We start from the raw sequence: 19,614 nt of genomic DNA, 5'->3' as shown, positions 1-19,614 counted from the left end.
CTTCAGCGCCTCGCGGCGGCGGTGGGGGTGGTCTCGATGTGCGTGGAGGTAAGGCGGATGAACACGTCCTCCAGGCTGGGGGTGCGGATGCTGAGGTTGGCCACCCGCACGTCCGCGGCTTCCAGGGCGCCCAGCGCCTGCTTGAGCGCGGCGTGCACCTCTTCGGTCAGCACGTGCAGCTGCCCGTCGACGACGCGGTAGTCCAGCGCGCCCAGCATCCCGGTCTCGGCGGGGACGACGCCCTCGTCCAGCTCGATCACCACCGTCTTCTGGGCGCCCAGGCGCTCCACCATGTCGCGGGGGCGGCCGTAGGCCACGAACTCGCCGCCGTGCAGGATGGCGACCTCGTCGCACAGCGCCTCGGCCTCGTCCAGGTAGTGCGTGGTGATGACGATGGAGGTGCCGCCGGCCCGCAGCGTCCGGATGATGTCCCACAGCATCCGGCGGGCGTACGGGTCGAGCCCGGTGGTGGGCTCGTCCAGGAACAGGATGCGGGGGTCGTTGAGCGTGGCCAGGCACAGCGAGAAGCGCTGGAACATGCCGCCCGACAGCTGCTGCAGCAGCTTTTCGCCGTGCTCGCCGATGCCGAAGCGCTCCAGCGACGCCTTGACGTCGATGGCGCGGCCGTACAGCCGGCCGTACATGCGAAGGGTCTGCGCCACGGTCAGGTTGCGGAACATGGCGGTCTTCTGCAGCTGGATCCCCAGGCTGGCCTGCACGCGCTTGTGGTCCTTCCGCATGTCGTGCCCCAGCACCTCGACGGTGCCGTGCTCGATGCGGCGCAGCCCCTCGATCGTCTCGAGCAGGGTGGTCTTCCCCGCCCCGTTGGAGCCCAGCACGCCCAGGATCTTTCCGGCCTGCAGCCGCAGCGACACGCCCTTGAGCACCTGGCGGGTGCCGTAGCTCTTGCGCAGGTCGTCCACGCGGATCACGGTCTCGGCCACCGGCGCCGCGGCGGGGGGGGCGGCGGGCGCGGGGGCCGGCCGGGTGCGCGGGGGGGACTTCAGGGTCAGCATGGGGCCTTGCGGGTAGAGGGAAGCGGGCGCGCCATGCGTCCGCGTTCGGTTTCGGCCAGCGCCGCTTCCAGCGTGTCGGCGGCGTTCTTTTCGCCGGCGGCCAGCGCGTCCAGCAGCGCGAAGTATTCGGAGCCGCGGCTCCACAGGCGGTCGTCCGCGGGGTCGGCGGCCATGGCCGCGAACCGGGCGTACAGCCCGGTCCACACGCCGGCCAGGGCGCGGTAGGGCGCGGCGGCCTCCTTGAGCACCGGCGCGTCCAGCGTCCGGGCCGCCGCCTCGAGGAAGGCGGCGTAGTGCCGGCGGCCGGCGCCCTTCAGCGCGCCGCCCAGGGTGATCGAGCTCATCATCCCCAGCGCGTTGCCGCGGATCTCGTCCGCGGTAAGCGTGGTGCGCCAGCTCTTCAGGTGGCGGGCGTAGCGGGTGGCGGCGTCCACCCCCTTGTATCCTTCGCCGCCGTGCAGGTACTTGCTGGAGACCACCATCTGCCGGATCCCCTGCAGGCACGCCTCGTCCAGCGGCACCAACGCGCGGGGCACCTCGAGCTCCAGCCAGGTGTTGCGGCCGTTCTGCACGCTGGGGCCGCTGTCGCGGGCCAGGCGAAACTCCTCGCGCGGGATGTCGTACGCGGCGAAGCGGGTGTTGTCGTGGTAGCGCAGGGTGTCGCGCTCCGCGTCGTAGCCGCTCACCACCACCCAATGGATGTACAGCAGCGGCACCAGCGCCTCGGGGGTCGCCCGCATCACCCCCTCACAGAAGCGGGGGTTCACCTTGACGGCCACGGGGCGGCCTTCGCGCAGCAGCTCCATCATCCGCCGCTCGGCCCAGTCGCGGTCGGTGGTGCGGCGCTGGCGGGCCAGGATCCCCAGGTTGCCGAACAGCGCCATGTCGACCCCGGAGTGGCACACCTCCAGGTGGAACTTGCGCTTCGGGAGGTCGGCGCCGTAGCGAAAGCAGACGCTGCCGCCCAGCCCCATCACCTCGGCCTCGCTCAGCTTCAGGCCCACGGCCTCGGTCACCCCGCGCAGGGCCACGCCCAGGCAGAAGTTCCCCGGCTGGTGCCGGTAGTCCAGCGACACGCTCTCCCCCGCGGCCGTCTCCATCGCGGGCGCTTCCCTCAGGGCGATCACGACGCACCTCCCGCCACGCGGGCCAGGGCGTCCAGCAGCGTGCGCTCGCGGTCCTGCACCTCTTCGTATCCCTCGTCCAGCGCGGCGGCCGAAGCCGTCTCGTCCCCCGCCAGCGCGCGGAGAGCCAGCCAGGCGGCCGAGGCGCGTCCGGCGGCGCGGGCCACGCCCTCGAAGGCGCCGCCGCCCAGCGCGCGGACGCCGCGGGCAAAGGCCAGCCGTCCCATGTCCGCCCGCTCGCCGCCGATCGCGGGAAAGGACGCCCGCAGGGCCCGGCGGTGCGCGTCCACGTCCGTCTCCATCGCCAGCGCCTCGCGCATGCGGATCAGGGCGTGCAGGCCGCTGGCGCGGTCCGGGAAGCGCGCGCTCAGCAGGTGGAACTGGCGCACCAGGGCCGAGCGGGCCAGCATCCGGCGCCCGTCGGGGTGCGGGGTGGGGTGGCAGGGGAGCACCATGTGCCACTCGCACGACATCTCGTCCGCATCCACCTTCCACACCCGCAGCAGCTCGCCCAGCGTCACCCGGCGCCGCACGCCGCCGCCGAAGTCCAGCTCGGCCTCGATCTCGTCGCGGCGCGCCAGCACGGGGCCGGAGCCGTCGGGAAGGTCGCCCAGGCCGTGGACGCGGTCGGCCAGCGCGTAGACGGGCTTGCCGGTGAGGGCCCCGCCGGTGAGCGCGGCCTCGTCCACCTTCATCAGCATCCGCTTCCCCAGCCGGGTGCGCATGCACACGGTGTAGAGCATGGTGGGGCAGCCGTTGCGGTACGCGACCAGCCCCCACTGCAGCTGCGCGCACAGCTGCTCCAGCGCCACGGGGCTCACCCCCGCCAGCCGGGGGCGCGCGCCGCCCACCGCCTCCAGCCACAGCGCCGAGGCCAGGCACACCACCTCGTCCGCGTCCAGCCGCACCTGGTAGGCGCGCACGTACTCCGCGGTGCGCTCCGCCCAGTTGCTGCCGATCGTCCCGGCGTCCGCCGCCGGGGCAAGGACCGCGAGGGAGGTGCCGAGGTCCAGGACGTCCGTCTCCATGATGCTCATCGGGCGGCCACCGCCGCGGTGCGCGGCCTTGGAAGGGTGATCAGGTCGGTGTCGGGCCCCAGCCGCTCCAGCGCGCGGTCCAGCCGGGCGCGGTAGAACGGGGGGATGGCCAGCTTCAGCTTCAGGTCCAGCCCGGTGAACACGTGCGTGGTGGTCATCGACGCCACCCGGGTCCGCCGGTCCGCCGCGGCCGTGACGAGGTGGTGGAACGAGAACTTGGCGCCCTCGAACAGCTCCATCCGCACCGCCACCACCACCGAGTCGCCCCAGCGCACGGCCCGCCCGTAGGTGGCCGACGAGGAGACCAGCGGCGTGTACACGTCCAGCGCCTCGATCTCGCCCGGGGTCACGTCCAGCACGGCGCGGAGGAAGTGGAAGCGGGCGTCTTCCAGCCAGGTCCAGTACCGGCTGTGGTGCACCACGCGCATCATGTCCACGTCGGCGAAGCGGGGGGTGACCAGGATCTCGTTGTCGGCCAGCGGCACGGAGCCGGGGGCCACGTAGCGCGGGTCGCGGTTCAGCTCGCCCATCGTCCAAGCGCCTCCATCTGCGCGGTTTCCAGGTCCACCAGCGCCGGCAGGGCGCGGGCGGCCTCGCGCAGCTTCGCGCGGTCCGCCGTGAACACCCCGGCCGTCCAGTCGCACTTCACCGCCCCGTTCAGCTCGGCCACCAGCGCCGACCAGGCGGCGGCGGTGCCGGCGAACCGGCGGGCCACGTCCCGGAGCTCCGGCGCGCCGGCCACCGTGGCCGACTCGCTGAGGAAGCGGCCGTACAGCTTGCGGCCAAAGCCGCCGCCGGTAAGCCAGTGCTCCAGGATCTTCATGAAGACGATGCTCTGCGCGAGCGCCGCCTCGTCCCAGCCCTCGGTGTGCCACTCCGCGGCGTCCGCGGCCAGGCGCTGGAGGGCCGGCAGCCCCATGCGCTCCACCGGCGGCGCGAAGAAGCCGTGCACCACCTTCGCGGCGGCGTGGCGGATGGAGGCGGGGAGCAGCGCCTCGACCGACTTCGGCGCGTTGAGCGCGTACCAGTGCCCGTCGCAGGGCTGAAAGGGGTCGCGCAGCGGGCGGTGGTGGTCGCGGTCGTGGAACCACGCGGCCATCAGCTCGTCCTCGGTCACCCGGAAGGGCGCGGCGGCGTCGGTCTCGAACACCGTGTACTCGCCCGTATTCGCGTCGTACTCCGTCAGGGTGACGTAGTGGAACCCCACCGCCGTGGCGTCGCTGATGCGCACGGGCTTTCCGCGGAACTGCGCCCGCTTGAGCGCCGGCCGGTAGACGGCCGCGTTCACGGGGATCCCCTCGGCCAGGTACTCGCGAAAGAGCGCGGGGCCCGCGTGGGCGGGGTCGTGCCGGCCGCGGTGCATGTACAGGTTCAGCGCGGCGGCCGTCCCCTCCAGCGTCTGGTCCGACACGCCCGCCACGGTGTGAAAGGGCAGCCGGTTGCGGGCGCTGTCGGCGTAGCTGAAGCACAGCGCGCCGGAGAGGCCCAGCACCATGCCGTTGCTGAACGGGTGGCCGTGGTAGGCCAGCGTGTTGCGCAGCGTCGACAGGCGGCAGTCGAAGCCCGGCACGTAGCCGCGGCGAAAGCGGTCGGAGGGGGTCACGCGCGCTTCCATGCGATCAGCTGGTCCTTGCGGGTCACGTACTTCAGCGTCAGGAAGCACTCTTCCACCTGCATCTCGGGCAGCCCGTTGGCCCGCGCGCAGCGGTTGTTGAACTCCTGCACGGGGATGATGCCGCCGATGACCTCGAGGTACGCGTACAGCTCCATGGGCTTGCCGTGCTTCTTCATCATGTAGCCGGCGTTCTGCATCAGGCTCAGCTTGGTGGCCACCGTGTCGCGGCGGTGGTCCAGGTGGTACAGGCGGCAGCCGGGGTTGAACCGCGCCGTGTATCCCAGGCGAAAGAGGCGAAAGCAGAACTCCGCGTCCTCGGGGCCCCAGCTCTTGAAGTGCTCGTCGAAGCCGCCGGCCCGCTCCCACGCCTCGCGGGGCACGCACATGTTTCCGCCGGTGCTCACCGCCCACCATCCCGCCGTCACCACCGGCTCGCCGCCGTCGGTGCGCGTTCCCGCGAACAGGTGGCGGGCGGCGGTGAACATGGAGTTGTGCGCCGTCAGCTCGTCCAGCGGGGGAAAGCCGCCGAACCAGGGCTGCCGCGCCTCTTCCAGCAGCGGCTCCACGTTGTCGATGTGGACGTTGTCCAGGTTGCCCACCTGCACCCGGTCGGGGCACGCGGCGATGGCGGCCATCAGCGCGTCCAGGTAGCCCTCGCCCAGGACGATGTCGTCATCCATGAACAGCAGGTGCGTCCCGGTGCTGGCGCGCACGCCGGCGTTGCGGGCCGAGGCCAGCCCCACCCGGTCGGTGCGCAGGCGAACGCAGGGGAACTCGGCCTGGAAGCCGTCCAGGAACGCCTCGGTGTCGTCTTCGGACCCGTCGTTGACGACCACCAGCTCCACGTCGGACCGGCCCTCGGCGCGCTTCGCCAGGTTGCGGAGCGCGGCCCGCAGGTGGGCCACCTTGGTGCGCGTGGTGGTTACGATGCTCAGGTGCATGGTGCGGTCGCTCACGCCGTGGGGTTGAGGAGTCGGGCGCGGGCCTCTTCGGCGCCGCGCAGCAGGAAGTACCCTTCGGCCGGGGTGAACCCGCCGGCCAGGGTGCGCCCGCGCGTCTCGTGCAGCAGCTCCATGATCGCCAGGTAGTCCGCCGTCTCGGTCTGGCTGGCGTAGCGCCCCATGGCCAGGCGCTTGGCCGCCATCTCGGCCGGGGCCACGCGGAGGTAGGCGTTGGCCTCGCCGCCGCCCCACACCTCGTACAGCGCCACCGGCGTGTCCAGGTCGATCTCGTCCGCCGCCCACAGGGCGTCCATGGCCTCCAGGGTGGCGCGGCAGACGGCGCGGTGGTCGGGGTGCATCTCGCCGTCGCCCGGGGCCAGCACCAGGCCGGGCCCCATCCCGCCGATCAGCTCGGCCAGCGCGGCGCGCAGCCGGTCGTAGGCCTCGGCGTCGCGGCTGAGCGAAAGCTCCTCCAGCTCCAGGTAGGCGACCCGGACCACGCCCAGGTCGGCCACGGCGCGCCGGCTTTCCACCACCCGGCGGCGGACGGGCTCACCCTGGTGCCGCACGATGGAGCGGGCGCCCTCCTGGGTGATGAACACCACCGTCACCTGCGCGCCGGCCGCCACGCGGCGCTGGATGAGCGCGCCGCAGCCGATCACCTCGTCGTCGGGGTGCGGCGCCAGCACCAGCACCCGGCGGGCGTCCAGGCGCCCCAGGTCGCGGGCGTCGGCCGTGGTGCGCAGCTCGGTCCGCAGCCGCCTCAGCTGCCCCAGCAGAAGCCGGGTGCGCTGGGCGCGGCGCGGGTCTTCGTTCGTCTCGGTCGGCTCCGCCGGCGCCGGGGCCGCCGGCGGAGCGAAGGGGAGGGCGACCGCCAGGAGCACGGGCGCGGGGGGCGCCGGCGGTGCCTCAGCCACAAGAGGGGGGGTCATGGTCGTGGGCTTTCGGTGCGAGGGGGATCAGCCTTCGTAGCGGCGGAAGACCAGCGAGGCGCAGTTGCCGCCAAAGGCGAACGAGTTGCTCATCGCGGTCTTCAGCCCCGGCGCGGGGCGCGGCTCCGTCACCAGGTCGTACTCGAAGCCCTCGATGGGCGAGGTGAAGTTGCCGTTGGCAGGCAGGAACTCCTGGTGAATGGCCAGCACCGAGGCGATCCCCTCGATGGAGCCGGCCGCGCCCAGGGTGTGGCCGATGGCGCTCTTGATGGACGAGATGGGGATGCGCCCCGCGCGCTCGCCGAACACCTCGCGCATGGCCTTGAGCTCCATCAGGTCGTTGTACTTGGTGCCGGTGCCGTGCATGTTCACGTACTCGATCTCGTCCGCCGTCATCCCCGCGTCCTTGAGGGCGCGCCTCATGGCCGAGATGGCCCCGCGCCCGCCCGGGTGCGGCTGGGTGACGTGGAAGGCGTCGTTGCTGAGCCCGTAGCCCGCCAGCTCGGCGTAGATCTTTGCCCCGCGGCGCAACGCCGCGCTCTCGCGCTCCAGGATCATGATCCCGGCGCCCTCGCCCACCAGCAGCCCGCTGCGGTTGGCGTCGAAGGGCGAGGGGAGCGCCTTGGTCATCGCCATCAGGGCGTGGAAGCCCATGTAGGTCAGGGGCGTAAAGGTGTCGAGCGCCCCGGCCACCATGGCGTCCGCCCGCCCGTTGCGGATGAAGTCGGCGGCGATGGCCAGCGAGTTGGCGCCGGCGCTGCACGCCGTCACGCAGCAGCTGGTGCCGGCGCTGAAGCCGTGCTCCTTGGCCACCTCGTAGGGGAGCAGCGTGTGCGGCACGTTGCTCACGCACTCCTGCCCGCGCAGGTGGTTGTAGGGGTTCAGCGGGGTCTGGAAGACCGCGTTGGGGTCTTCGCGCTCGCCGCCGGCCACCCAGTCCACGTACCCGCCCACGCCGCCCACGCTGGTGCCCACCGAGACCCCCACCCGCGAGCGGTCGGGGATGGCGTCGGTGAGCGCCGAGTCGGCCAGCGCCTGCGTCACCGCGTGCTTCAGCAGGATGTTGGAGCGCATGCCGGTGCGGGTGGGCACCTCCTCGAGCTCCTTGACCATGCCGGCCAGGCGGTTGCGGCACCCCTCGAGGTCGAACTCGTCGATCTCGTGGAAGCCCTGCCGCCCCGTCTGGAGCGCCTCGGCGAACCCGTCCACTTCGCGGGCGATGGAGCAGTAGACGCCCAGGCCGGTGATGACGACCTTTTCCTGGCTGCGGCGGGCGGTTCCGTTGGCGGTGGTGATCATGTGCACTCTCGGTGGAAAGGGCTGGCGCGCAGCTTTTGCGCGCGTTTCGCGGACTGAAGAGCGATCGGGCTCCCGCGGCCATTCATGCGATTGTTCGCACGGTGGCCGTTTGGGGACTTTCGGGTGGAACACGAATCACGGAGCGGAGACCGCCGGGGCGGCCCGTCCAGGGGCACTGCGGGAGGGGGCGGATGGGTCCGCCCGGTACCTGCGGTACTGCTGGAAGCTACGGTGGAGCCTGGCTGCGGCCGGGAAGGTCCTTCCCCGGCACGTTCCGCCGCGTCGCCGCGGCGGAACGGTTCGTCGCGCGTTTCGTTCTACCGGCGCAGGGCGGCCAGGGTAAAGAACGCGGCCGTCAGGTCGGGCGAGCGGTCCACCCGGTCGTACTCCAGCACGGTCTCGGCGCCGCGCACCAGCAGGTTCTCGATGGTGACGCGCGCCGGGAAGGGGGCGCCGCCCACGTCGCCCACCCGGTCGTAGCGCACGCGCTTTACCGCGCGCCCCGAGACGGTGAGGAACTCCTGGACCAGGGGGACCTTGCTGGCCGGGTCCACGTACAGGTCGATGCGGTCGTACGAGGTAGCCGCGTCCTTTGCGCGCAGCCGCACCAGCGTCATCGCGCGGCCGTCCACGGTGCGGGGCTGCGCGGCGCCGTCGATCTGGTAGTCGCGGGCCAGCGAGATGCGCAGCAGGTCCTGGTTGCTGGCGTCGGTGCCCATGAAGCTCTGGCGGTTGGCCAGGCGGATGGTGCGGCTGGTGCGCGCCAGGAACATCCACAGGTCGCGGCCGTCGTTCAGCACGCGGCGCCCGCGCTCGACGGCGGGGTCCTGGAAGTCGATGCGCAGCATGGGTCCGCGCTTGTACACCTGCATGCCGTACTGGCGGTGGGCGCGCCCGCCGCGAAAGCTGGTCATGCGGATGCGGTAGCTCATGGACTGCGAGAAGACGCGGTTGTCCACGTACTCCACGATCTCTTCGGCCGTCGCCGGCGGCGCCGCCGGGGCGGGCGCGGGGCCCGCCGCCAGCATGGCGGCCAGCCCGACGAGCAGGGGGGTCAGGATGGGCATCGGTGGGTCTTTCGGTAGAGAGTAAGTCGCGAGCGTACGGTCGAGTGCGCGGTGCCGAGTATCGAGTGCCGAGTACCGAGTATCGAGTGCCTAGTATCGAGTGCCTGGTGCCGAGTACCGAGTGCCTGGTGCCCGGCGTCTGACTTTTGTACTAGGTACTAGGTACTAGGTACGTCTTCCCCTCACCCCGCCGTCCGCAGCGCGTCGATCGGGTTCATCCGCGCACCGCGGCGCGCGGGGAGCAGCGAAAACACGATGGGCAGGGCCAGGCCCAGCCAGAACGCCGTCACCAGCGCCTGCAGGGTGGGCTCGGGGCGCAGCACGCGCATCCCGAAGGCCAGCGAGGCCGCCTCGCCCACGTCCACCCCGGAGCGCCCCATCAGCAGCGCCGCCCCGCCAAAGACGGCCAGCCCGGCCGCGGTGGCCACCAGCGCCAGCAGCGCCGTCTCCAGGACGATCAAGCCGCCCACCTGCCAGCGCGAGAATCCCAGCGCCAGCAGCGTTCCCAGCTCGGGCGTGCGCTCGTTGACGTTGTTGACCACCGCCGTGGCGATCCCCACCGCCGCGATCAGCAGCAGGCACAGCACGATGACGGTCATCGACACCGAGTTCACGCTGGCGATGGACGACGCCATCCCCGTGCGGGTGCGGTACGTTCCCAGCCGCACCGGGCCATCCTTGGGAAGCTGCAGCGCGGTCGCCGCACGTCCGTACACGGCCGGGGCCTGCTCCAGCGACCGCAGGTCCACCAGCAGCTCCGTCGGCGTGCGCGTGTCGTAGAACGACGCGGCCAGCGCGTACGGCGCGTACGCCGCCCCGGAGGTGAAGCGCGAGGCGCCGCGGAACACGCCCGACACCCGGCAGTCCAGCGCGTTCACCGCGCCGTCGCGGGTCTGCCCCATCAGCACGCAGGGGTCGCCCGCCTTGACGCCCAGGCGCTTCGCCGTCGCTTCGCTCACCACCACGTCGGCGGCGGCGTCCGGGGCCAGAAAGGCGCCGGAGCGCATCTCCATCCCGCCGCGCACCGCCTGCTCGGCGGCGGGCTCGATCCCCTTCAGCTGCACGTCGGCGGTGCGGTCGTTGGCCACCAGCACGGCGCGGGTGCTTACCCGGCGGCGGATCCCCGTCACGGCGGGGTCGGCCTGGAAGTGGGCGGTGATGCGGTCCAGCCCGGCCTTCTGGGCGGCCTCGTCCGAGCGCAGGAAGTCGCCGCCGAAGCGCACGCCCACCGCGCCGGACTCGGAATCCACCACGCTCTGCACCAGCTGGTTGCGGATTCCCTCGCCCACGGACAGGACCAGGAACAGGAGCCCCGCCGAGAGGCCCACCCCCGCGCCCACGAGGAGGTTGCGGACGCGGTGCCGCCCCAGGTTCTGGAGCGCCATGCGCGCGATGGGGGGAAGCGAGAAGGTCATCGGAGAGCGTCGGTGAGGGTTCATGCCGCGAGGTCGTTTTCCTGGACGCAGAAGTAGCCCGCCCAGATGGCCCCCGAGTAGCCGCCGCCGGGAAAGGTCCAGGCCGACGAGAGGTAGAGGCCCTTTACCGGGGTGCGCGACATGCCGCGCACTTTGGCCGACTGCGCCAGGTCTTTTTCGAATCCGTAGATGGAGCCGCCGGGGTTGCCGGTGTAGCGCGCGTTGGTCAGCGGCGTCGAGGCTTCCCTGACGACGATGTGCCGCCGCACGCCGGGGATCAGCCGCTCCAGGCGGGTGATCATCCCCTCCATCGCCGCTTCCTTCGCCAGCTTGTACTCGGCCTTTTCCATCGCCGCCCAGCGCTCCCAGCCGCTGAGGGCGAAGAGGGCCAGCTGCCCGCCTTCGCGCCCCGTGGCCGCGGGGCCCAGGTTGCTGTGGGCCACGATCGTCAGCTCGGCGGCGTCCACGTCGCCGGCGGCGGAGCGGGCGTAGACCTCGTCCAGGTCGTACGAGGGGGTCAGGATGACGTTGTAGTCGTCCAGCCCCAGCTCGCGGGCGTCCACGTCCAGCGCCAGAAAGGTCAGAAAGGTCGAGAGCGACGGCTTGAGCCCCTGCAGCTTGGCGCGGTAGTCCGCGGGAAAGTGCTCCGGGCCCGCCAGCTCGTTCACCACCTGCGCCGGCGCCGCGTTGGCGATCACCAGGCCGGCGGCGATCCGCTCGCCGCTCTTCAGCTCCACGCCCGTCGCGCGCCCGCCTTCGACGAGGATCCGCTCGACGGGGGAGCGCAGGTGCACCTCGCCGCCGTGGTCGCGGATGACGCCGACCAGCGCGTCGGCCAGCGAGCGGCCTCCGCCTTCCAGGTAAAAGGCCCCGCCGTGCATGTACTCCGCCCAGCTCACCACGAAGGCGATGGCCGGCACCTTGGAGGGCGGCGCGCCGTGGTAGCTCCACTGCGCCGCGAACAGCGACTTCAGCTTCGGGTCCACCAGGAAGGCGTCCAGCAGCGCCTGCTGCGTGCAGCGGGAGTAGCGGACGACCTTGGGATACGCCCGCGGGTTGCGGAACAGGTCCTTGAAGGCGGTGGCCTGCAGCCGCTCGTACTCCTCGTGCGTGTCGGCGATCTCCCGGGCCAGCCGGGCCAGCCCGTCGCGCTCGGCGGGAAAGTGCGCCGCCAGCGCGTCGACGTAGCCCGGCACGTCCAGCTGCGGCACCCGTACGTCGTGCTCCGGAAAGACGGTGCGGTACTGGCTGGGCGCCGCGATCGGCTTCAGGCGCTCCCAGGCGCCGCACAGCTCCAGGTTCTTGCGCACCAGCCCGTTTCCCGCCAGCCCGCCCAGCCCGTGCAGCGACACGTCGAACACCACCTTGCCGCGGTCGCGCTGAAAGCTCTGCGCGTAGCCGCCGGCCACCGTGTGCCGCTCGTAGACCCGCACCCGCCGTCCCGCGCGGGCCAGCAGCGCCGCCGCCGTCAGGCCGCCCAGCCCCGAGCCCACGACCACCGCGTCCGTGTGCGTGCTCACGTGGCGGTCCTCAGCAGGCGCGAGGGCTCCACGCTGCGAAAGCGCAGCACCGGGAGGGTCGCCGCCAGCAGCGCCACCACCGAGAACATCGCCAGCACCTGCACCACGTCCGCCAGGAGCAGCCGGGGGTAGATCTTGCTCCCCATGTACGCCGCCTGCATGGCCTCGGAGCCGATGGGAATGCCGCTGCGGCCAAAGGCCATCGCCAGCCCGAACACCATCCACGCCGCCAGGGCAAAGCCGATCCAGGTCACCAGCAGGTACTCCACCGCCACCAGCGACGTCACCCAGCCGCGCCCGTAGCCCAGCGCCAGCAGCGTTCCCACTTCCTTGCGGCGGTGGTGCACCTTCATCAGCACCACGTTCAGCAGCAGCAGAAAGGACAGGGCGCAGAACACCGTCTGGGTGATGGCCCCCGAGCCGCGCCACACCGAGAGGATGGCCGAGAACAGCGGCGCCGTCTTGTTCCACTCGGCCACGCGAAGGGAAGGGGCGATGGCTTCCGCCGCGCGCCGCACCGCCGCCTCGCGGTCGCCGGCCATTTGCGCCGGAAGCGAGACCACCAGCTCCGCCGTTTCGCCGGGCGCCAGGTTCAGCATGGCCTCGCCGCGGGCGTAGGGGATGAAGCCCACCGGCACCAGGAACGAGGCGATCCCCTTGCCGCGGAAGATGCCGGTGACGCGCAGCGCGTCGTCCTGCATGTAGCCGTCGCGGTTGGTGGCCAGCACCACCAGGGTGTCGCCCACGGCGGCGCCCAGCTGCTTGGCCATGGCCTCGCTCAGCACCAGCCCGTCCGCGGCCCTGTCTTCCATGCCGCCGGTCTTGAACTCCAGCGCCGACGCCAGGCGCCGCAGCTGGGCGGCCGAGACGGCCTGCAGGTACATCCCCGAGCTTTCCTCGCCCGACGAGACCAGGGCGCCAAAGCGAAGGCGGGGCTCGATGGTGGCGCCGGGGACCGAGGCCGCCGCGGCCGCCACGCGGGCGGGGTCGGCGTGAAAGGTCTCCATCTCGTCCATCTGCGCGTCCAGCACGTCGATGCCGCCGCGGGCGCTGCGGTACATCAGGAACTCACCCGACAGCGACTCCACCAGCACCCGCTTGGCGCGCATCTCCACGCCGCGCCGCTGCGCCGCCTGCGCCAGGATCACGTACGCCGACACCAGGACCACCAGCACCAGCAGCGCCGATTCCTTTTTCCGGCGGCCGATGCCGCGAAGCGCGTACTTGAGTAGCATGGACGACCTTTTATCCCGCCTGGGGGCAGATGAGGAACGATGCACGGCCGCGGGGTGCCCGCGTCGGGGCGTCCGCCGTGGGCCGGTGGGGAACGATTGGAACGGTGGTACGACCGCGGGGCCGCCGTGTGTGGGCAGCCGCTTCAGCCGGTCAGGAGCACGAAGGCGAGCGCGTGCTCCCGTTCGTGCGTGATGGTGACGTGGACCCGCTTGACGCCCATCTCGTCCAGCCGCGCCCGCACGGAACCGCTGGTGCGGACCTCCGGGGCGCCGGTGCCGGTGGGGACGGTTTCGATCTCGGCCAGGCGCCTTGCCCCCTGGGAAAAGCCCAGCCCGGCCGCCTTGAGCAGCGCTTCCTTGACCGCGAAGCGCCCCGCCGCGAACTCGCGTCCCGCCAGCCGCGTCCGCTCGTAGGGGGTGTACACGAGCGCCAGTCCGTATTCGCCCGCGCGCTCCACGAAGCGCGCGATGCGGTCGACGCGGACGAAGTCCGCTCCCATGCCGATGATCATCTTCGATTGCGGCGAAGGGGGCCCCGTGGCGGCGGGGGCCAGAAAGGCCCCCGGCCGCCGCGGGATCACCCGGTCCTTTAGACCGCCGCGACCAGGCGCTCTTCGACGAAGGCGGCCATCTTCGCCACCGACTCGAAGATCCCCATGTCCTCGTCGCCGATCTCCACGTCGAACTCGCCGTTCATCGCCACGGCCAGCTCCAGCGCGTCGACCGAGTCCAGCCCCAGCCCGCCCTCGTCCTGCGCGGTGAACAGCGGCGCGTCGTCGCTGATCTCGGCCGGGTCCATGGCCAGGTTCAGGCGCTCCACCAGGATCTCCTTGATGCGCAGCTTGCGGCTCTCCGAATCCATTGCTTTTTCTTCCTGAAAGGGGATGTGCGGGCGCACTGGGGTCATCCCGATGCCTGTGCGCCCCGCGGGGGTGCATCGGGTAAGGAATAGCACCAAACGAACGATCCACAGGCATTCCGAGCGCTGGCCGTATACAAGCGCCAAGAGGGGAACACCGGGCCGTCTGCCTGTCCGTATGTGTGGAAACCGAATGGTCGCGCCCGGCGCGCTCGAAAGCACGCCGGCCGGGATAAACTACACGATAAGACGGGAGATCCAGCTTACGGAGCGCCGGGCTGGGATGCCCGGGCTGCGAGAGGGGAACCGCGGTCCTGCCGTGGGGGCGACAATCCACCGTCGCCCGCCGCCATCTGTTTTGATTGCTTCAACTTATACGAAGCCTCAGCACCTGTCAACTGCCTGACGTGAAATACGTTACCATGTCTTCGGCCAATTCCCGAACCCGTCGTTTTTAGTGCTGCGCGGGGGGAGGCCCGGCGGGCGCACACGGTCCGAAAACGACGGTGGCGGCTGGGGAAACCGCCGAGGAGAGCACATCGTGCGCACGTTGGCGGATGAGGGGCGGAGTGCGGCCTCGGCGCTGCCCGCCCCGGCGGAACCGGCGAAGGTGCGGGCTCGCCGCGTCCGCCCGGCCCCCCGCCGGCCGCGAGATCCCCCATCTCGTTCAGCCGCAGGAACTTCGAACCGAGGAGAAAACCGGGTCCTCTCGTCTTCTTCCCGTCCTCCCGTGCCCTTCGTGTGATACCGGCTCCAGAAAAACAACACCTTGATGGGTACAGAGGAACAGAGTCAGACAGAGGAGGGCGCTTTCTCTGTCTGACTCTGTTCCTCTGTACGATCATTCCTTTTCAGGATCTGGTCTGAGGCTGAGGATGAGACGGCCTGGGAGAATGCACGATCGGGCCGAGCGTCCGGGACGAGAGGGTGTCGCCAAACCTCCCAGCGTGATCGACTTCCTGAGGGAGGCGCCGCCCGGGTCCCGGCCCCCGATCTGGCCCCCGCGAGGTCGAATTGACATGCCCGGGGAACGTACATACGTTGCCATCGCGGCCTGTTCCCGCCTGCGCAGTGGCCTTTTCCGCTCCACACGCACGCGCGCCGCGCCCCCGGCTTCCCTTCCCCGCCAGCCCGCCCCGCATGCCGGAGATTTCGTTCAGCCGCCCGAACGGACGCGACCTGTACACCGCCTCCGGCGACGGCACCCCGGACGGGGCGCGCCCGCGCTACCTCCTTCGCCTGCCCGACCCGGCGGCGCCGGACACGCTCACCCTCTCCGCCACCTGGTCGGACCCCGCGGCGCGGGATGGCTACTACCTGTTCCTGGACGCGCCCCTGGCCCCGGAGCAGGAGGGCCCCCTGGCGCAGTTCATCCGCAACCGCGCCCTCCCCGGCTTTACCCGCTTCGTGTGGGTGGCCCGCTCCGACACCCGCATCCCGCGGGTCGCGGCCATGGCGGGGGTGCGGGAGGGCGCCGTCGCGCAGCCGGCGCGCATCTCCCTGGGCAGCCTGTCGCTGGAGGTGCAGGCGGGGTGCACGGCGGCCCTCGCGCCCGGGCTGGATGGGTTCGAGCTCGCCCCCGCCGGCGGCGCGGGGATCCTCTTTCGCGCCGCCCCCCTCCCCGATCCGCTCCCCATCCTGCGCTCCGGCCTGCGCATCGCCCTGGCCGGGCCGCTGGCGGGCGCGCCGGCGTTCGCGGCCGAGATGGACCGCGGCCAGCTGCTGGCCCTGGGCGGCGACGTGCGCTACTTCCACGGCCCGCCCACGGCGCCCGTCCGCACCCGCTATCCCGTTTTCCTTCCCCCCGCCGCCCCCGCCACCCTGGACTTCGACGCCGCGCTGGACCCGCTGCGCCCGGAGGACGCGTCGCGCTCGCGCTTCGCCTTTGGCGCGCGGGCCCGGGGGGCGGAGCTGGAGGGGTGCTTCAGCACGCCCACGGGGCGGCGGCTGCGGCTGCGCCCGCGCGACGGCGCGGCGCTGGCGCTGTGCCGGGAGCCCCGCGCCGACGCGTACTACCTGGCCCCCAGCGGCGACTTCGGCCTGGTCGATCCCGCCGGGCGCACCGTGCCGGCGGTGATGTGCGGGCTGCAGGCCACGGAGTACCTGGCGCCCACCGCCTCCGCCCTGCGCTTCGTTCCCGGGATGCCCGCGTACGCGCCGCGCTTTCCCGCCCCGCCCGAGTCCGGCGACCTGGCCCCCGCGCTGGACGACACCGCCACCACGGCGTGGATGCAGCCGATCGACCAGGCGGCGCCCTCCGGCTACTTCGCCCAGCCGCGCCAGGCCGTCTACTTTGGCCACCCCAACGCCGCGGCGCCGCGGATGATGGACGTGGTCCCCGTGCGCGTGGGAGAGTACGGGAGGGACGCCTTTTCCCTTCCCGCCGCGCCGTACGGGGGCGTGGCCCAGGCGGTGGACGGCGCGCCGCTGAACCCCGGGGTGGACGCGGCCGCGCTCGCGGCCTTCGAGCGCGACGTGCTGGCCCCCACGCGCTGGCGCATCGCCCCCTTTCTGCGCGAGGGCCCCCGCTTTGGCGAGGCGGCGGGAGAGGTGGCGCTCCTGGGCGCCGGGGCGCGCCGGCCGATGGCGCTCTCCGCCGTGGGGAGCGGGCTGCCCACGGCGCTTACGCCGCAGGGGTTCCTGGCCACGCTGAACGAGGACGGGAGCTGGCGCGAGCTGGTGCTGGCGCACGGACCCGGCGGCAAGGGGCGGCTGGCGTTCACCCCCGCGCCCGGCGGGCGCACCCTGGCCCCGCCGCTGGCGCTGGCGCTGCTTTCCGGCGACGTCTTCCTGGTGATCTCGCGCGCCGCCCCGGGGACCACGGGAAGCTTCGACGCGTCGGTGACCATGGGCGGCTTTACGCTCAGCATGGCGCCGGCCGCGCCGCGGGCGCCGCTGGAGTCCATCCTTCTCTTCAAGTTCCGCGACGGCGCGCTGCGCGACCTGGTGGAGGACGTGAACCTCTGGACCTCGCCCGACCCCTTCAACGACAAGGAGGGCGATGGCTTTCCCGTCCAGGACACCATCCGCCGCTTCCTGGACGCCGCCCGGGAGAGCGACGACCCCAACCTGCGCGACTTCGACCAGCGGATCGCGCGCAACCCCGCGTGGCGCGGCGTGCTGGCGCTGAACGCCGGGGTCACGGGGCTGCGGACGGAGCTCGAGGGGCTGCGCGGGCGGATGACCCGCCCCCTGCGCGGGCACCACCTGGGCATCGAGATGAACCAGGTGCGGACGGAGCCGGCGGCGGAGATCGTCACCAGCTCGCTCTTCGGGCTCATCCTCTACCCCCCCGTGGTGGAGGCGCCGCCGGCCGCGCGCCGGGCCCGCGTCCCCGCGCTGCGCCTGCACACCGCCGTCGCCGACGAGGCGGCGACCGCGGCGGACGCCCTCCGCGCCCGGGCGAAGCGCCTGCGGAGCACGGAGGACAGGGAGGGCGCGGGGGAGGCGCCGCCGCCGGACCAGGACTTCGCGGTGCGCGAGCTGACGGTGCTCTTTCGCAACTCCGAGGTCGTGGAGTTCCGCTGCCGGGTGGAGCTGGAGATCAACCGCCTCTTTGGCCGCGACGTGGAGCGGGTGGGCGGCGGGGGAAACCGCATCCCGCTGCTGGGAAGCTTTCAGCAGCGCGAGGGGGTGGGCGGCTTTGCGCTGGAGGCGCGCGAGCCGGCGCGCTTTCGCTTTCCCGCGCCCGAGGGGATGGTGCGCATCCTGGGCGACGTGGCGGTGGAGGGGGCCGAGTTCGTCACCGCCGGCTCCGAGCCGGCGGACGGAAAGACCCGGGTGACGGCGCGCTTCGCCCTTACCGGCGGGCTGGGGTTCGCGAAGCACGCGCTCCCGCTGGACCTCTTCGGCTACGGGGGCGATGGAGGCGCCGCGCTCCTTCCCTTCACCGGCCTTTCGCTGGACTACGACTTCCTGCGCGACGGCGAGGGCAACGTCAGCGAGCCGGGGCCGCTGCGCTTCAACCCCGCCGGGATGGCCTTCCTGGCCCCGCCCGAGGGGTCGCTGCGGGCGGGAAGCCTGCCGGCGGGAATGCCGCTGCGGCTGCGCGGCTTTCGCTGGGCGGCGGACGGCCTGTCGGCGCCGGGGCTGGGCGCGCAGGCCGTGCAGGTTCCCGCGCTCACGGCCCAGGAGGGGGAGGACGGCGGGCCCTCGCCCGCGGGGCGGCTGACGGAGGCGCCGCGCTACGCGCTGGAGATGGGGATGCCGCTGGGAACCCTGGGGTCGCTGGCCACCGCGGGCGCCTCGCTGGACGCGGGGGTGGTGCTGGGGTGGGGGCCGGGCGACACGGTGCCGCAGGACGACGCGGCCGCCGTCTGGGTAAAGCTTCCCGCGCTTACGCCGGGGGTGGCCGGCTACTCGTTCCAGGGGGTGCTCAAGACCACCTTCGGCGACGGCAACCTGATGCGCTTTCCCCGGGGCGGGCGCGGCGTGTACGCGCTGCTCTTCAACAACGTGGCGCTCACGCTGTTCGGGATCACCCTGCCGCCCGGGGTGGTGCTCGACTTCGTCCTCTTCGCCGACCCCGGCGAGGGGGCGGCGGCCGGCAAGAGCAACCTGGGCTGGTACCTGGGCTACGTTCCCAAGGAGGACGGATGAGCGGCTGGTGGACCGAGCCGGAGGGGGCGCCCGCCGCGCCCTACCGCGGCGCCCGCGCCCCCTGGCGCGCCGCCCCGCGCCCGCCGCCGGAGGCGGACACGGTCGACCTGTTCTTCGGCTGGCTGAACGAGCAGTACGGGACGCGGCTGGTCCGCCGCTCCGCGTTCGAGCCGCCGGGAGGCCCCCAGTGGGTGCTGTGGGGAATCGGGATCCGCTTCGTGGAGCCCCAGGGGCCCGACGAGCTGTACCGCGCCGACCTCACGGAGCGGTGGAAGTCGACGGACGGAATCTATCTTACGCTGACGGTGGTGGTCACCGGCAGCGGCCAGGACGCCGGACCCGGCGAACCGACTCCCCGGTTCGTGGTCGCCGGCCCCACCCCCGAAGGAGAGCACGCATGAGCGACGCAACCGTGCCGGCCAGGTACCAGGGGATGTTCGTCCCCGCGGTCTTCCGCGAAGACCTTCCCGAGGCCACGGCCGACACCCCCGTCAACGAGCTGTACTTCCAGGCCATCGTCAAGATCGACGAGACGACGGTCCCCATCACCAGCGGCAACGTGCTGAACCTTGCCGCCGAAGGGATCTCGTTCGAGCTCCCCGCGGACAAGGAGATCCAGCTGGGGACGCTGGAAAAGATGGTCGACTGGTTCGCCGGCCAGATGACCTTCAAAAGCCCCGACTGGACACAGCTCCCCGACACGCTGCGCAAGATCACGGGCGCAGAGGCCACGGTGAACACCCTGATCGTCAGGGCCAAGGGGACCAACGTCACCTTCGACGTAAAGGTCACGCTGAAGTTCGACGGCTGGAAGATCGTGGGCAACCTGGAGCTCCAGTCGTTCAGCTTCGAGCTGGTCCGCAAGCAGGTGGAGCCACCCGCGCCCCCGCCCGAGAACGGCTGATCCGCCGCCCGGGCCGGGCCCGCCCCGCGACGCTCGCGGGGCGGGCCGGCC

General features: G+C 72.2%; 17 protein-coding genes. 3 read left to right on the top strand and 14 right to left on the bottom strand.

Annotation, left to right across the window (positions count from 1 at the left end; genetic code table 11):
* Positions 1 to 2: 2 nt before the first annotated feature.
* The 14 genes from VGC13_RS22575 to VGC13_RS22510 all read right to left on the bottom strand — a co-directional run bounded on the left by VGC13_RS22575 (position 3) and on the right by VGC13_RS22510 (position 14,063).
* Positions 3 to 1,016: an ABC transporter ATP-binding protein gene (locus tag VGC13_RS22575; protein ID WP_331127559.1), complete on the bottom strand. Its 1,014-nt coding sequence runs from the start codon at positions 1,014 to 1,016 to the stop codon at positions 3 to 5.
* Positions 1,010 to 2,143 (bottom strand): DUF4872 domain-containing protein, encoded by a 1,134-nt coding sequence (locus tag VGC13_RS22570; protein ID WP_331127558.1) that lies wholly within the window; start codon positions 2,141 to 2,143, stop codon positions 1,010 to 1,012. The genes VGC13_RS22575 and VGC13_RS22570 overlap by 7 nt, the downstream gene beginning before the upstream one ends.
* Positions 2,140 to 3,177 carry a hypothetical protein gene (locus VGC13_RS22565; protein WP_331127557.1) on the bottom strand — a complete coding sequence of 346 codons (1,038 nt, stop codon included), beginning with the start codon at positions 3,175 to 3,177 and terminating at the stop codon, positions 2,140 to 2,142. Before VGC13_RS22565 ends, VGC13_RS22570 begins: the two co-directional genes overlap by 4 nt.
* Positions 3,174 to 3,707, bottom strand: a complete 534-nt coding sequence (locus tag VGC13_RS22560; protein WP_331127556.1) for a thioesterase family protein — start codon at positions 3,705 to 3,707, stop codon at positions 3,174 to 3,176. The genes VGC13_RS22565 and VGC13_RS22560 overlap by 4 nt, the downstream gene beginning before the upstream one ends.
* Positions 3,695 to 4,792 carry a BtrH N-terminal domain-containing protein gene (locus VGC13_RS22555; RefSeq protein ID WP_331127555.1) on the bottom strand — a complete coding sequence of 366 codons (1,098 nt, stop codon included), beginning with the start codon at positions 4,790 to 4,792 and terminating at the stop codon, positions 3,695 to 3,697. The genes VGC13_RS22560 and VGC13_RS22555 overlap by 13 nt, the downstream gene beginning before the upstream one ends.
* Positions 4,777 to 5,748, bottom strand: coding sequence for a glycosyltransferase family 2 protein (locus VGC13_RS22550; RefSeq protein ID WP_331127554.1), 972 nt, complete (start codon positions 5,746 to 5,748; stop codon positions 4,777 to 4,779). Before VGC13_RS22550 ends, VGC13_RS22555 begins: the two co-directional genes overlap by 16 nt.
* Positions 5,745 to 6,665, bottom strand: a complete 921-nt coding sequence (locus VGC13_RS22545) for a PIG-L deacetylase family protein (RefSeq protein WP_331127553.1) — start codon at positions 6,663 to 6,665, stop codon at positions 5,745 to 5,747. Before VGC13_RS22545 ends, VGC13_RS22550 begins: the two co-directional genes overlap by 4 nt.
* 27 nt (positions 6,666 to 6,692) lie before the next feature.
* Positions 6,693 to 7,964, bottom strand: a complete 1,272-nt coding sequence (locus VGC13_RS22540; RefSeq protein WP_331127552.1) for a beta-ketoacyl-[acyl-carrier-protein] synthase family protein — start codon at positions 7,962 to 7,964, stop codon at positions 6,693 to 6,695.
* Between the two features lie 317 nt (positions 7,965 to 8,281).
* Positions 8,282 to 9,031: an outer membrane lipoprotein-sorting protein gene (locus VGC13_RS22535; protein WP_331127551.1), complete on the bottom strand. Its 750-nt coding sequence runs from the start codon at positions 9,029 to 9,031 to the stop codon at positions 8,282 to 8,284.
* A 182-nt stretch (positions 9,032 to 9,213) separates the two neighbouring features.
* A complete protein-coding gene (locus VGC13_RS22530) occupies positions 9,214 to 10,446 on the bottom strand; it encodes an ABC transporter permease (RefSeq protein WP_331127550.1) in 1,233 nt (410 codons plus the stop codon).
* 20 nt (positions 10,447 to 10,466) lie between these two features.
* Positions 10,467 to 11,966, bottom strand: a complete 1,500-nt coding sequence (locus VGC13_RS22525) for an NAD(P)/FAD-dependent oxidoreductase (protein ID WP_331127549.1) — start codon at positions 11,964 to 11,966, stop codon at positions 10,467 to 10,469.
* Positions 11,963 to 13,201, bottom strand: a complete 1,239-nt coding sequence (locus VGC13_RS22520; protein ID WP_331127548.1) for an ABC transporter permease — start codon at positions 13,199 to 13,201, stop codon at positions 11,963 to 11,965. Before VGC13_RS22520 ends, VGC13_RS22525 begins: the two co-directional genes overlap by 4 nt.
* 143 nt (positions 13,202 to 13,344) lie before the next feature.
* Positions 13,345 to 13,713 (bottom strand): holo-ACP synthase, encoded by a 369-nt coding sequence (acpS, locus tag VGC13_RS22515; RefSeq protein WP_331127547.1) that lies wholly within the window; start codon positions 13,711 to 13,713, stop codon positions 13,345 to 13,347.
* A 77-nt stretch (positions 13,714 to 13,790) separates the two neighbouring features.
* On the bottom strand, positions 13,791 to 14,063 hold the full coding sequence (locus tag VGC13_RS22510; RefSeq protein WP_331127546.1) for an acyl carrier protein: 273 nt from the start codon (positions 14,061 to 14,063) through the stop codon (positions 13,791 to 13,793).
* 1,137 nt (positions 14,064 to 15,200) lie between these two features.
* Here VGC13_RS22510 and VGC13_RS22505 point away from each other — a divergent pair.
* From VGC13_RS22505 to VGC13_RS22495, 3 genes are read left to right on the top strand one after another with little or no spacing between them, the layout of a single operon-like run.
* Complete coding sequence (locus tag VGC13_RS22505) at positions 15,201 to 18,659, top strand: hypothetical protein (protein ID WP_331127545.1); 3,459 nt, start codon at positions 15,201 to 15,203, stop codon at positions 18,657 to 18,659.
* Positions 18,656 to 19,060, top strand: coding sequence for a hypothetical protein (locus tag VGC13_RS22500; RefSeq protein WP_331127544.1), 405 nt, complete (start codon positions 18,656 to 18,658; stop codon positions 19,058 to 19,060). The genes VGC13_RS22505 and VGC13_RS22500 overlap by 4 nt, the downstream gene beginning before the upstream one ends.
* The gene (locus VGC13_RS22495; protein WP_331127543.1) at positions 19,057 to 19,563 is read left to right on the top strand and encodes a hypothetical protein; all 507 of its coding nucleotides are present in this window, start codon (positions 19,057 to 19,059) and stop codon (positions 19,561 to 19,563) included. The genes VGC13_RS22500 and VGC13_RS22495 overlap by 4 nt, the downstream gene beginning before the upstream one ends.
* The last annotated feature ends 51 nt before the right edge of the window (positions 19,564 to 19,614 follow it).

It is taken from the genome of Longimicrobium sp., from assembly GCF_036399255.1.
Taxonomy (GTDB): Bacteria; Gemmatimonadota; Gemmatimonadetes; order Longimicrobiales; family Longimicrobiaceae; genus Longimicrobium.
This window is presented reverse-complemented; position numbering and strand designations above follow the sequence as displayed.